We start from the raw sequence: 12,599 nt of genomic DNA on the forward strand, positions 1-12,599 counted from the left end.
TCTGAATTTACTCTGCTGGCTCAGCCGTGCCGCCTCTTTGCGACTTTTCTTTGAGAGCATTGTTTAGCTCTCTTTCAAGCCGGGCTTCTTCCTCGGCTTTTGGCTGTGTAAAGCGCCCCAGCAGCAGATAGGCGACCGGCGTTACATAGAGTGTGGCAATCGTCGCAAGGCCGAGGCCACCAACAATGACCCAGCCCAGAGCCACACGGGCTTCTGCGCCAGCGCCACTTGCCAAAATCAGCGGCACGCCGCCAAGCACGGCGCATATCATCGTCATGCAGACAGGGCGAAGACGAATATTGGATGCTTCTTCGATTGCTTCACGAACGCTCAAGCCCTTATCGCGCAACTGGTCCGCGAATTCGACAATCAGAATGCCGTTTTTGGCCATGATACCGACAAGCAGCACAAGCCCGATCTGGCTATAGACGTTCAGGCTCGTGCCGGTGAGCAGCATGGCAAAGACTGCGCAGCCGAGCCCGAGAGGAACGGTCGCCATCACGATCAGCGCACTGACAAAGCTTTCGAACTGCGCTGCCAGCACCAGAAGAATGATGATGATGGCAAAACCGAACACCATTGCCAGACCGCTCGAAGTTTCGCTGAGCGTCGAGGCTTCCGCCAGCGGGATGATGTGGCTGCCAGGCGGCAGAAGCGGCGCGGCGATCTCCTGCGCGGCCTTATAGGCATCGCCCAGCGCAAAATCGTCGCGCAGATTTGTCGTTATAGAAACCGAACGCTGACGTGTCTCGCGATTGAGCTGTGGCGGGACCGCTTTCTCAACGACTGTGGCGATGGATGACATCGGTACGTAGCGACCGTCTGTCGTCTTCATGAATACATTCTCAAGATCGGTCGGATCATTGATTGGATTTGTGGTGGCAACGAGTTTCACATCGAAACTGCGATCCCCTACATAGACCGATCCGATCTTGCGACCGTCGAGTACTGATTGCACGGCATTCGCCAGCCCGGTGATGTCTATACCCAGATCGGAGGCGCGTTCGCGATTAATCTCGACGGAAAGCTGCGGCTGGGTCGGTTCGACGGAAAGTCGCGGCTGGACAAAACGCGGATCCTTTTCCAGCGCGGCAACGACCGCCTGGGCAGCAGGCTGTAGCTTGGCATAATCACTACCGACTATGGCAAACTGCAAACCATTACCCGCACCGCGAATACCAAGACTGTTCGGCTGGGTGGTGAAGACACGCACCGCCGTTATGCCTTTGATGCGTTGGGTAATGTCAGCCATGATTTCCTGCTGGCTGCGTGCGCGTTCCTTCCAGGGCGCCAGCGTCAAGACAACAAAGCCGTTATTGGACGATCCGCCGGAGCCCGCGATGGCATAGGTGGTAATGATTTCACCGCTATCGCGCAGAGGCTGAACCGCGTCCTCAATCTTGTCGAGCTGCGATTGGAGAAATTCCACGCTGATGCCCTGCGGCCCGTTGATACGCAGCAGTGCGACGGCGCGGTCTTCCGACGGCGTCAGTTCCTGACGAATCAGACCGTAGCCGACATAGGACGCGCCTGCGAACAGAATCGCCACGAGCACAACAACGAACGGCGCCGACAGGCAGATATGCAGGGTCTTTCGATAAAAGGTCGCGAGTCCCCCGCCGATACGGCGCAAGAAAAGCGGACCATGGCCGCCATCTTCACCACTCCCCTCTTTGAGGAAACGAGAAGCAAGCATCGGGCAAAGCGTAAGCGCAACAACCGATGACAGAAGAACCGCAATCGCCAGCACGAAGCCGAATTCACGAAACAGACCACCCGCCTGCCCCGGCAAAAACGAAATCGGAACAAAGACCGCCGCCAAAGTCAGCGTGGTGGCGATGACGGCAAAAAAGACTTCCTGCGTGCCGAGCACTGCCGCCGCGCGCGGCCCCATGCCCTGATTGCGTCGCCGGACAACATTTTCCAGCACCACAATGGCATCGTCCACCACGAGACCCGTCGCGAGCACCAACGCCAGCAGGGTAAGAATGTTGACTGAGAACCCCGCCAGATAGATGGCTGCAATTGTCCCGATAAGCGCGACGGGCATCGACAAGGCCGGAATGAGCGTGGCGCGTATATCCCACAAAAACATGAAGATAATCGCTACGACGATGATCACCGACGCGATCAGAGCGATTTCCACCTCGTGGATTGCACCATTGATGAAATTCGCATCGTCGCTGGTGACAGCAATATTGACGCCCTCCGGCAATGTCTTCTGCAGATTGGCAACCGCTGCGCGGATGCCCTCCGAAATGTCGAGCGTATTTGACTGTGCCTGACGCACGATACCAAGGCCGATCGCCGTCTTGCCGTTGGAACGAACTGCCGAGCTTTCGATGTCCGGTCCAAGCGTCACGGTTGCGACATCGCGGATTTGCGTACGTCCGTTGATGTAGACGTTCTCGAAATCCTCAGGCTTTTCAAGATTGGCTGTAGCACGGACAACAATGGACTGATCGGCGCTACGTAAGGAACCGGCAGGAGCATCCAGTCCCATGGAGGACAGCGCCTTGGTTATATCGGCGATAGTCAGACCGTAGCTCGCAAGGCGCGCCTGATTAATATCAATGCGGAAAATCTTGTCGCGGTCACCATTGATCTGGACGTCAGCAACACCCGGTACGGCTGACAGGATATCCTGTATCTGGTCTTCGACCAGCACCGTCATGTCATCGACCGACATGGTATCGGACGTAACCGCCAGACGCATCACCGGATCGGCATTGGAATCCGCCTTGATGATGCGTGACGGATCCGCCTCTTCCGGCACGTCATTGGCAACACGGGAGATCGCATCGCGCATATCGGCGGCTGCAACATTGAGGTCCACGCCGTCGTTGAACTCTACCGTGACACGGCTGCGCTCAAACGACGATGTGGAAGAAATCGACTTCACGCCCGAAACTCGCGCAACAGCGTTTTCCAGAACCTGTGTCAACTGACGATCGATGGTTTCAGCAGATGCGCCACTGAAATCTGTGCTGATTGTCACGACAGGCCGGTCAACGTCAGGCAGTTCGCGAATATCGACGCCTGCGAATGCTGCAAGTCCCGCAACCACGATCAGAACGTTGATAACGAAAGCAAAAACTGGACGACGGATGAACAGTGCGGTCGATCCGCTGTTGCCGGATGGGGAATTGTGACTTGTCACGCCTTTACCCTCATCCTGCAGCAGGTTTTACCGAAGCAGGGTCAGCCAGCACCGTGCCTCGTTCGTTCTTTACGCGCACAGGTGCGTCATCCCGTACGGTTTGGACACCCTGCGTAACGATCATGTCTCCCTGCTTTACCGGGCCATCGATCAGAATGTTGGTTGAATTGCGCTGAACAATACGAGCGTCGATTTTCTTGGCGACACCGTTTTCAATGCGCCAGACATAGGAACCGTCCGCTCCCCACTGAATAGCCAGCGGGTCGACCGAAGGATAGCGATCACCCGGAAACAGCACCGTGACGGAGAACGACATGCCTGCACGCAGACGATCCTGTGTGTTCGGCACTTCTGCACGGACATGCAGCGTACGGCTGGCTTCGTCCAGCATATTGTCAACCGCGTTGATTTCGCCGTTATAGGTCTCACCCGGAAAGGCAGTCGATTCCGCAGTTAATGGCTGGCCGACCCTGATTTGCGGTGCGAAGCGTTCCGGCACCCATATATCGATCAGAACTTTCGACCTGTCGTCGATACGGCCAATGGATGTCTGCGCGGTAATGTAGTTACCCACATTGACAGGAAGAATGCCGACAATACCAGCGATCGGCGCACGAACCGTACGGCGGCTCAGCGCAAGCTGCGCATCCTGCAAAGCGAGCTGCGCATTCGCGACTGCCAGTTCCGCTTCGACCGCCTGAACTTCCGTTGCGGTGTTTGTCGCCCGCAATTTTGCAATGCGCTGGCGTGTCGTCTGCGCATCCTTCAACGCGATCTCGGCTTTGGAGACAGCGATCTTCTCCGTCTCGGCATCAAGTTCGGCAACCGGATCACCTTCCTTCACACTATCGCCAGCCTTAACGTAAAGCTTCGTCATGTAACCGCTGGAGTATGGGGTTATCGATACGGTGCTGAGAGCCCGTGCCGAACCGATAGCGGTCAAACGGTTGTTGATCGTTTCTTCACCCGCCGCTTCAACGACAACAAGCGGCGCTGAACGTTCGCTTCCGTTTTTTGGCGTTTCTTCGCTCGTCGCAGCGGTCTTCGCCACATCATTCTTGTTCTTGTATGCATACCAACCGCCGATGGCGGCCGCAGCTATGAGCAGGCACAAGGCAATCTGCTTCCAGGATTTCATTCAGCTCTCCGGCAAGGTCTACCCGTCACCCTGACGGACCTCGTATTCGAAACCATTATGTCGGGCGCGGACAATGCCAGCAAATAGTATCAGAGTGATGATTGTCTTCACATTGCGCAAATCACACATCCCATAAGGATGCATGGATTTTTCCGTCCAAGACTTTGCACGCACAATCTTAAAGCGTCGAGTTAAATTTCGGTAATGCTACGCTGGAAGATAACATAAACGAATGCGTTTTTAACCGATTGAACAAAGGTTGTTGGATTTATCGGTCGGCTGCTTATATAGGAGGCTACCTTTATGAATTGCGTTTCGACGGCACACCGGTTGAGGCTCCGCGGCAATTAGGCCGGCCCGCCTCGAATTGGAAGCAGGTTATGGCGGTTGTTGAAAAGACCTCAGATACGGGCGGGCCTTCCTCTGAAGCAGTCTCCCAAGCTGCGGCCACGGAAAGGCTCTCGTCAACCCAGTTCACGCGTTTACCCTGGCGCAACCGGCTTTCGAGCAAGCTATTGCTCTTAACCGCACTTGCCGTGCTGATCACCGAAGTTCTGATCTTTGTCCCCTCCGTTGCCAATATGCGCGTGCGCTGGATGAGCTCTAGATTGGATACAGTCGGCGCTGTCAGCGAGGTTCTCGCCGCAGGCGGCAATATGGATGTGCCGCGCGATATTCAGGACAAAGTACTTCTGGCAACGGGCACGAAAGCCATTGCCATGCGTGAGGCTGGGGCATCGCGCCTGCTCGCCATGTCGGAAGTTCCCGGCAAGATCGATCAGGTCATTGATCTCAACAATGTCAGCGAAGCCGGTGCCATTTGGGATGCATTCGGAACCTTGTTCAATGGCGGAGACAGAACGCTGCGAATCTACGGTTCGGTTACCCCATCCAGTTCTCCAGGACGTATCATTGAAATCGTGACCTCGGATGCACCCCTTCGACATGCCATGCTTGTCTATGCCCGCAATGTGACTTTCATCTCGCTGATTATTTCAGTGATAGCGGCAAGCCTGATCTATCTGATTATTCACGAGATGCTGCTGCGACCGGTGCGCATCATGCATCGCAACATGATCGATTTCGCCTCGTCTCCTGACAATCCTGCGCTTATTCTCGTTCCGGAAAACCGCAAGGACGAGTTCGGCGTCGCGCAGCGCCAGATATCCCATATTCAAAGCGATCTTCAGCGAACGCTCAAGGAACAGAAACATCTTGCTGATCTCGGTCTGGCCGTCTCCAAAATCAACCACGACATGCGCAATATTCTGGCTTCCGCGCAATTGATGTCGGACAGGCTTGCCGATACCGAAGACCCGATGGTGCAGCGGTTCGCACCCAAACTCATCCGCACCCTCAGCCGCGCAATCAGCTATTCCGAAAGCGTGATGGCCTATGGTCGTTCCCAAGAAGCGCCTCCGCGTCCACGCCGCGTCCTGCTTCATACGATTATTGCAGACGTGCAGGAAACGCTCAGCCCCAATTCAGAAAGCAACATCGAGTTCGAGAATTTCGTTCCGGAGGATTTCGAGCTGAATGTCGATTCGGAACAGCTGTTCCGTGTGCTGAGCAATCTCTGCCGAAACTCTGTACAAGCGATGGAACGTGACCAGACCAATGATGACGCCACCATCAAGCGGCTTACGATTTCAGCCGGCAGAATAGGAACAACTGCAATCATCGGCGTTGAGGACACCGGCCCCGGTCTGCCGCAAAAGGCACGCGACAATCTTTTTACGGCTTTCAAGGGATCGACACGCAGCGACGGTACCGGCCTCGGACTGGCAATCGCGCAAGAGCTGATCCGAGCGCACGGCGGAACAATCGAGCTTCGGGAAGATCGTCCCGTTGGCGCGCATTTCGAGATTCGCATTCCTGATTTGCCGCCCCGGCGTGAAGACCGCAACAACCAGCGCACTGAAGAAAACGCTTAAACAATCTGCAGCTGCACGGATTTCTGACCGAAAAGCCCGGAAATGCGGGCACTGACAAGAAATCTTCACAGAACCACATTTTTTTCTAAGAAGACGCTTGCATTTAGTGATCGGTCCGATTATCAACCGCCCATCGCCGCAGCGAGCGGCACCAAGGCAAGCACCCGTAGCTCAGCTGGATAGAGCACCAGACTACGAATCTGGGGGTCAGAGGTTCGAATCCTTTCGGGTGCGCCATTTCCTTACTATTTGATTTTCCTACATAATTCGGCATCGACGTGACAGCGTTTGCGTGGCTGTTTCGGCGCCGTGGTAGCATACTGGTAGCTTTCGCTTTTTTCTTCAAGAACGGCGATCCCCTCTGTGGATAACAAAAAGCCCGCTCGGTGGCGGGCAATTCGATTCCATCGGTGTCAAAAATTTGGTCTTGGCCGAATTATCAAGCGCGCATCGGCATCAAGATTGCGAATTCGTTTTCCGGCGATTCCGGCGCGGTAACACATAGCTCACGTGATGAGGCTGCCATCGCAAAATTGCTTTGCGCGTCTTTCGCATATCTTCGGAATTGAACAATTCTGCCAGAGCGGTTCCAGTTATAACTGAATCGTTGGAACCGCACTTGCCGCAAACCGTAATCAGCGCGGTTCCAGCCCGCCATTCTCGACGATGAAGTCGATGATCTCCGGCACGCCCTTGCCGCGATGGAGATCGGTGAAGCCGAACGGGCGCTTGCCGCGCATTCGGGCCGCGTCGTCTTGCATAACATCGAGATCGACATGAACGTGAGGGGCAAGATCGCTCTTGTTGATGACCAGAAAATCCGACCGCGTGATGCCCGGACCGCCTTTGCGCGGGATTTCTTCGCCCTGGCAAACAGAGATGACATAGAGCGTCAGGTCGGCCAGATCGGGCGAGAAAGTGGCTGCGAGATTATCACCGCCGGATTCGATGAACACGATATCCAGATCCGGAAATCGCCGGTTCATTTCCGCAATTGCCTGAAGATTGATCGAGGCATCCTCGCGGATTGCCGTATGCGGGCAGCCTCCCGTTTCGACACCCATGATACGCTCTTCGGACAAAGCCTGAGAACGTGCCAGAATGAGGGCGTCTTCCTGCGTGTAGATGTCGTTGGTAATTACGGCGACCGAATATTTGTCACGCAGCGCTTTGCATAGCTTTTCGGTCAGTGTCGTCTTTCCCGATCCCACCGGTCCACCGATACCGATGCGCAAGGGTCCGTTTTTCTGTGTCATGTGCGAAAGAGCCTCGAATGTTGGGTTTCGTGTTTCATGGCCGCGATGTCGCTCACGTAAGTCGCAGAGCCAAGGTCACTCAATGAAGTTTTTTCTATTCGCGCCGCCGTTTCGGCGAGAACCGGCTCCAAGTCTGACATGGTTGCAGTCACGCCATTCTGCCCCATGACCGAAAGACGGATGGATGCCTGCAAAAGATTGATACAGAAGGCTTGCAGAAAGGCGGCGAGCGTCAATCCAAGCGATACTCCGTTGCCGCCCGCTACAGCACCGACTGCCACCGGATAGGGACAATCGGCTGGCAGGCGGTCGAAAACAGGGCTGGGCCAGCTTCGCGCCGCAGCCATGAACGCACCACCTTGCAGCATCGTTTCCATGTGACGTTCACGCGAACCGGCCAGCGCTTCGGCCAGTTCCGCAACCTCTGCAAGATCGTCTTCACCAATTGCACACCGCCAACTTTCAGCGCAAAGCACGGCATCGTTCCACCCGGAGCCACGCGTCACAAGCCAGCGCAGCCAATCGACCATGGTAGCGACATCTGTGACATAGCCGTCATGGACTGCACGCTCCAGTCCATGACTATAGCTGAACGATCCCACCGGAAAGACGGGCGACAGCCACGCCATCAACCGCAGCAAAGCGGTGGTGGTGTCAGTCGTGGTGGTGGTGATGATGTTCATGATCGTGTTCGTGATGACCATGATGATGATCGTGGTCATGGTCATGATGCGAATGGCCGCCAGAATAAGCACCGCGCAGCGGACTGAAAATAGCCGTTACATCCGTAACCGTCGCACCAAGCCCTTCAAGCATCGCCTTGATGACATGATCGCGCAGAATGAGGATACGGTCGGTCTCGATCTGAGCGGCAAGATGCCGGTTGCCGATATGCCAGGCAAGCTCGGCTATGTGCAGCGGATCGCGCCCGCGGATTTCGTAAAGGTCCTCGCTTGCGGCGCGGATTTCAATCTCACGTCCGTCATCAAGAACAAGCCGGTCGCCGTGCTCAAGCACAACCGGCTCTGCAAAATCGACAAGCACCTTCTCGCCGCCTTCCAGCGCGATGGCCTTGCGCCGCAGATGACGCTCATCACGCTCAAGAACGGCATGGCCTGCAGGCACCGCATCGATCACCTTATCCGCACGAATAATGGCAGTGGCACGAAACATTTGTTTGCCTTTCAAGCTCAAAACATGAAGTAGCGTTGCGCCATCGGCACGACGTCGACAGGCTCGCAGGTGAGAAGTTCGCCATCCGCCCGCACCTCATAGGTTTCCGGATCAACTTCCATTTGCGGCATCGCATTGTTGAGGATCATGGAATGCTTGCCGATACCGCCTCTGGTATTGGCTACTGCAACCATCTGTTTGTCCACCCCGATCTTCTCTCGAAGCCCTTCATCCATTGCAGCCTGTGAGACGAAGGTAATGGAGGTATTGGTGCGGGCTTTCCCGAATGAGCCGAACATCGGACGGTAATGCATCGGTTGCGGCGTTGGTATCGAGCCATTCGGATCACCCATCGGCGCGGTGGCGATCCAGCCGCCAAGCAGCACCATTTCCGGCTTCATTCCGAAGAATGCAGGGTTCCACAAAACAAGATCAGCGCGCTTTCCGACTTCCACCGAACCGATTTCATGCGCCATGCCATGGGCGATAGCTGGATTGATGGTGTATTTCGCAATGTAGCGGCGTGCCCGGTAATTGTCATTGCCCGGCTTGTCGTCCGGAAGACTGCCGCGCTGCTTCTTCATCTTGTCCGCAGTCTGCCAGCAGCGAATAATCATTTCGCCGACACGGCCCATCGCCTGACTGTCGGAGGAAATGATGGAGAACGCCCCCATATCGTGCAGGATATCTTCCGCAGCGATGGTTTCCTTGCGGATGCGGCTTTCTGCAAAGGCAATGTCTTCAGGGATTGCCGGAGACAGGTGATGGCACACCATCAGCATGTCGAGGTGTTCTGCGATCGTATTGACCGTGTAGGGCCGGGTCGGGTTGGTCGAAGCGGGCAGCACATTCGGATACTGGCAAACCCGGATAATATCCGGCGCGTGGCCACCGCCCGCACCTTCCGTATGGAAGGAGTGGATCGTGCGCCCTTTGAAGGCATTGAGCGTATCTTCGACAAAGCCGCCCTCATTGAGCGTATCGGTGTGGATCGCCACCTGAACGTCGAACTGATCGGCGACCGAAAGGCAATTGTCGATGGCCGCCGGTGTGCAGCCCCAGTCCTCATGCAGTTTCAAGCCGCAGGCACCAGCGCGGACCATTTCTTCCAGCGCGCCCGGCAGCGAGGCATTGCCCTTGCCGAACACACCGATATTCATCGGCAGGCCGTCGAACGACTGGATCAGCCGCGCAATGTGCCAGGGGCCGGGCGTGCATGTGGTTGCAAGCGTGCCATGGGCCGGCCCGGTGCCGCCACCGACCATGCAGGTAATGCCTGCATTGAGTGCTTCGTCCACCTGCTGCGGCGAGATAAAGTGGATATGCGTATCGATCCCGCCTGCGGTGAGAATCTTGCCCTCGCCTGCAATGATCTCCGTGCCGGGGCCGATGATGATCGAGACGCCCGGCTGCGTATCGGGATTGCCCGCCTTGCCGATGAGGGCGATGCGCCCGTCGCGAAGTCCGATATCCGCCTTGTAGATGCCGCTATGATCAAGGATCAGAGCATTGGTGATAACTGTATCCATCGCGCCATCGGCGCGGGACAATTGGCTTTGCCCCATACCGTCGCGGATAACCTTGCCTCCGCCGAACTTCACCTCTTCGCCGTAGATGGTAAGATCGCGTTCGACTTCGATAAAAAGTTCCGTATCGGCTAGGCGCACCTTATCGCCGACTGTGGGGCCAAACATCTGCGCATAGGTGGCGCGACTAATTCTGGCTGGCATGAAATGTCTCCGTCACCTGTTCTAAAGCTTTCCCATGACCATCTGGCGAAATCCGTAGATCTCGCGCTTGCCGCTCACGGGAACCAAAGTCACGTCGCGTTCCTGGCCGGGCTCGAAGCGCACGGCGGTACCCGCCGCAATGTCCAGCCGCTGTCCGAGCGCCTTGTCGCGTTCGAAAGAAAGGGCCGCATTCACTTCATAAAAATGAAAATGGCTACCGACCTGGATGGGGCGGTCGCCGGTATTGGCGACCTTGATCGTGACGGTCGGCTGTCCCTGATTGAGTTCTATGTCGCCGTCCTGCGTAATGATTTCGCCGGGGATCATGTCACACCTCAACCGGCCATCAGCATAAGGCCGCCAAGCGCCGTCGCACCGCCAGCCACACGCATGGCGAGACGCCCCGCCTTGCCTGTCATCAGGCGACCCGCGCCAAGACCGAGGCCGATACCCGCCGCGTGAAGAAGCGCCGTCGCCAATGCGAAACCCGCCGCATAGGAAAAGAAGGTTGCGCCGCCAATTTCACCGCCATGGGCATGGCCATGGAAGAAGGCAAAGAAGCCCGCGATGATGGCGCCCACGACCGGGGAAACGGGCAGAGCAAGCGCCACCAGCAGGCCCAGCACGACGACCGAAGCCAGAATGACAGGCTCAACAAAGGGCAGCGGCATGCCCAGAAGCGCCGCCACAAAGCCGAGCAGCATCACGCCGACAAATGCAGCCGGCACGACGAAGAGTGCTCGTCCACCGAGCATGGCGGCCCAAAGCCCTACCGCAACCATTGCCAGAATATGATCCGCGCCGGAGAGCGGATGTGTGAAGCCCGCCGCGAACGACCCGTGTTCAGCCGGATTAAGATGGGCAAAGGCAGGGCTTGCGGTGAGCGTCATTGCTACTGCGGCGAGAACCGTAGTTTTCTTCATTATCGTACCTTTCAAAAAACAGGTTCGTCTTGGCGAAACCTGAAAATCAGCGGATCGGCTCGTGAACTGTGACGAGCTTCGTGCCATCGGGAAATGTGGCTTCGACCTGAATGTCGTGGATCATTTCGGGCACACCATCCATCACCTGTTCGCGGGTGATGACGTGCGCGCCTGCTTCCATAAGATCGGCGACCGTGCGCCCATCGCGGGCACCTTCAACGACAAAATCGCTGATCAGCGCGATCGTTTCCGGATGATTGAGTTTTACCCCACGCTCCAGACGGCGGCGGGCAACCATGGCGGCCATGGCGATCAAAAGCTTGTCTTTTTCCCTGGGCGTCAAATTCATGACTTCATTCCAAACTTCAAAGCGGGTTTCATTCCGCTGGCGTTAAAAGCGGCGGGATTGCCGCGAACTCAAAATGTCCAAACTTTAGGCAGTCCTGCCTTGCCATTAAGCAGGGCAAGCAATGGCCCCAGACGTTTGCGCAAGGCATAACTGTCCGGCGCGTAAAGCCGCACCACCAGTTTGGTTGCCGCACCAACCTGCCAGAGGCTGGCGCCGCCCTCCTCTCCAATGATCTGCCGGGCAGCTTCCAGATGTTTCCCGGCGTTCCCCGAAATCAAAAGCACCGTAGCGACTGCAAGGGCCGCATTTGTTACCGCGTGCGCCTGTAATTCAGCTCCAAGGTCCGGTCCCAGCCGAAATTCTTCAGCATGCACAAGCCTCCCATCGGGCCGCCCACCCAACCGCACACGCCAACGGTCACTGAACATCGCTTCATCAACCCGCTCCCCCATGGCAAGGCGCCCGAATATAGTCGCCTCCACCACCAGGATTTCTGCCCCTTCCTCCAACTCGACATCCAGCGTTCGTGACAACACGGATTGATTGAACAGAATGGTTTCCTGCGGAAGCCAAGCAAGATGCGTGCCTTTTGCCATTTTCAAACGCGTGGCAATGCGCGCCTCGCCGCCCCCGGAGCGATAAATACGCTCACAGGCTTGCGTGGTGATGACAGCCGAAGCGTTTTCGCCAAGCTCCACATCCCATCGCAGTCGGTCACCGCCTGTCAGCCCCCCTGATGTGTTGATCAGGATTGCTTCCAGCGGATCGTTTCCGACCTGCGGCATGCGAATCTTGGCCGCGCCTTCCTGGTAAAGCCTGGAAATGCGCGAACGCCCGTCCTTGAAATGTATCGAAAGCCCACCCAGCCCGTTGACGCGCTGCGAGGAGAGCTCCGCTAACTTATTGTTATTTATTATCATCTGCGCGAATCTCGTA

11 protein-coding genes and 1 tRNA gene are annotated in these 12,599 nt (G+C 56.5%); 2 read left to right on the forward strand and 10 right to left on the reverse strand.

Features of this window, described 5'->3' with window-relative positions; all coding sequences use genetic code 11:
- Positions 1-7: 7 nt before the first annotated feature.
- Together JNC70_RS01980 and JNC70_RS01985 are read right to left on the reverse strand one after the other, a co-directional pair.
- Complete coding sequence (locus tag JNC70_RS01980; RefSeq protein ID WP_104754631.1) at positions 8-3,160, reverse strand: efflux RND transporter permease subunit; 3,153 nt, start codon at positions 3,158-3,160, stop codon at positions 8-10.
- A 10-nt stretch (positions 3,161-3,170) separates the two neighbouring features.
- Positions 3,171-4,298, reverse strand: a complete 1,128-nt coding sequence (locus JNC70_RS01985; protein ID WP_104754632.1) for an efflux RND transporter periplasmic adaptor subunit — start codon at positions 4,296-4,298, stop codon at positions 3,171-3,173.
- A 380-nt stretch (positions 4,299-4,678) separates the two neighbouring features.
- Here JNC70_RS01985 and JNC70_RS01990 point away from each other — a divergent pair, with 380 nt between their 5' ends.
- The gene (locus tag JNC70_RS01990) at positions 4,679-6,232 is read left to right on the forward strand and encodes a sensor histidine kinase (RefSeq protein WP_104754633.1); all 1,554 of its coding nucleotides are present in this window, start codon (positions 4,679-4,681) and stop codon (positions 6,230-6,232) included.
- 160 nt (positions 6,233-6,392) lie between these two features.
- Positions 6,393-6,469: transfer RNA gene (locus JNC70_RS01995), tRNA-Arg, on the forward strand.
- Positions 6,470-6,867: 398 nt separating this feature from the next.
- Here JNC70_RS01995 and ureG read toward each other — a convergent pair.
- The 8 genes from ureG to JNC70_RS02035 form a co-directional block, all read right to left on the reverse strand.
- On the reverse strand, positions 6,868-7,488 hold the full coding sequence (ureG, locus tag JNC70_RS02000; RefSeq protein ID WP_104754635.1) for an urease accessory protein UreG: 621 nt from the start codon (positions 7,486-7,488) through the stop codon (positions 6,868-6,870).
- Positions 7,485-8,171, reverse strand: a complete 687-nt coding sequence (locus JNC70_RS02005; protein ID WP_104754636.1) for an urease accessory protein UreF — start codon at positions 8,169-8,171, stop codon at positions 7,485-7,487. The genes ureG and JNC70_RS02005 overlap by 4 nt, the downstream gene beginning before the upstream one ends.
- Entirely contained in the window at positions 8,143-8,661 is a 519-nt protein-coding gene (ureE, locus tag JNC70_RS02010; protein ID WP_104754637.1) for an urease accessory protein UreE, read from the reverse strand. Before ureE ends, JNC70_RS02005 begins: the two co-directional genes overlap by 29 nt.
- A gap of 17 nt (positions 8,662-8,678) precedes the next feature.
- Entirely contained in the window at positions 8,679-10,391 is a 1,713-nt protein-coding gene (gene ureC, locus JNC70_RS02015) for an urease subunit alpha (RefSeq protein ID WP_104754638.1), read from the reverse strand.
- Positions 10,392-10,412: 21 nt separating this feature from the next.
- Positions 10,413-10,718, reverse strand: coding sequence for an urease subunit beta (locus JNC70_RS02020; RefSeq protein WP_104754639.1), 306 nt, complete (start codon positions 10,716-10,718; stop codon positions 10,413-10,415).
- Between the two features lie 8 nt (positions 10,719-10,726).
- Entirely contained in the window at positions 10,727-11,314 is a 588-nt protein-coding gene (locus JNC70_RS02025; RefSeq protein ID WP_104754640.1) for a HupE/UreJ family protein, read from the reverse strand.
- A 46-nt stretch (positions 11,315-11,360) separates the two neighbouring features.
- Positions 11,361-11,663 (reverse strand): urease subunit gamma, encoded by a 303-nt coding sequence (locus JNC70_RS02030; protein WP_010658102.1) that lies wholly within the window; start codon positions 11,661-11,663, stop codon positions 11,361-11,363.
- Positions 11,664-11,731: 68 nt separating this feature from the next.
- Positions 11,732-12,583 (reverse strand): urease accessory protein UreD, encoded by an 852-nt coding sequence (locus JNC70_RS02035; protein ID WP_104754641.1) that lies wholly within the window; start codon positions 12,581-12,583, stop codon positions 11,732-11,734.
- Positions 12,584-12,599 lie beyond the last annotated feature (16 nt).

Origin of the sequence: Brucella oryzae (genome assembly GCF_041929965.1) — a bacterium.
GTDB classification, from domain to species: Bacteria; Pseudomonadota; Alphaproteobacteria; order Rhizobiales; family Rhizobiaceae; genus Brucella; species Brucella oryzae.

Excerpts from the sequence above, each read along its gene's own strand:
- JNC70_RS01985 (WP_104754632.1), bottom strand. The coding sequence starts at position 4,298 with ATGAAATCCTGGAAGCAGATTGCCTTGTGCCTGCTCATAGCTGCGGCC.
- JNC70_RS01990 (WP_104754633.1), top strand. The coding sequence starts at position 4,679 with ATGGCGGTTGTTGAAAAGACCTCAGATACGGGCGGGCCTTCCTCTGAA.
- ureG (WP_104754635.1), bottom strand. The coding sequence starts at position 7,488 with ATGACACAGAAAAACGGACCCTTGCGCATCGGTATCGGTGGACCGGTG.
- JNC70_RS02005 (WP_104754636.1), bottom strand. The coding sequence starts at position 8,171 with ATGAACATCATCACCACCACCACGACTGACACCACCACCGCTTTGCTG.
- ureE (WP_104754637.1), bottom strand. The coding sequence starts at position 8,661 with ATGTTTCGTGCCACTGCCATTATTCGTGCGGATAAGGTGATCGATGCG.
- ureC (WP_104754638.1), bottom strand. The coding sequence starts at position 10,391 with ATGCCAGCCAGAATTAGTCGCGCCACCTATGCGCAGATGTTTGGCCCC.
- JNC70_RS02020 (WP_104754639.1), bottom strand. The coding sequence starts at position 10,718 with ATGATCCCCGGCGAAATCATTACGCAGGACGGCGACATAGAACTCAAT.
- JNC70_RS02025 (WP_104754640.1), bottom strand. The coding sequence starts at position 11,314 with ATGAAGAAAACTACGGTTCTCGCCGCAGTAGCAATGACGCTCACCGCA.
- JNC70_RS02030 (WP_010658102.1), bottom strand. The coding sequence starts at position 11,663 with ATGAATTTGACGCCCAGGGAAAAAGACAAGCTTTTGATCGCCATGGCC.
- JNC70_RS02035 (WP_104754641.1), bottom strand. The coding sequence starts at position 12,583 with ATGATAATAAATAACAATAAGTTAGCGGAGCTCTCCTCGCAGCGCGTC.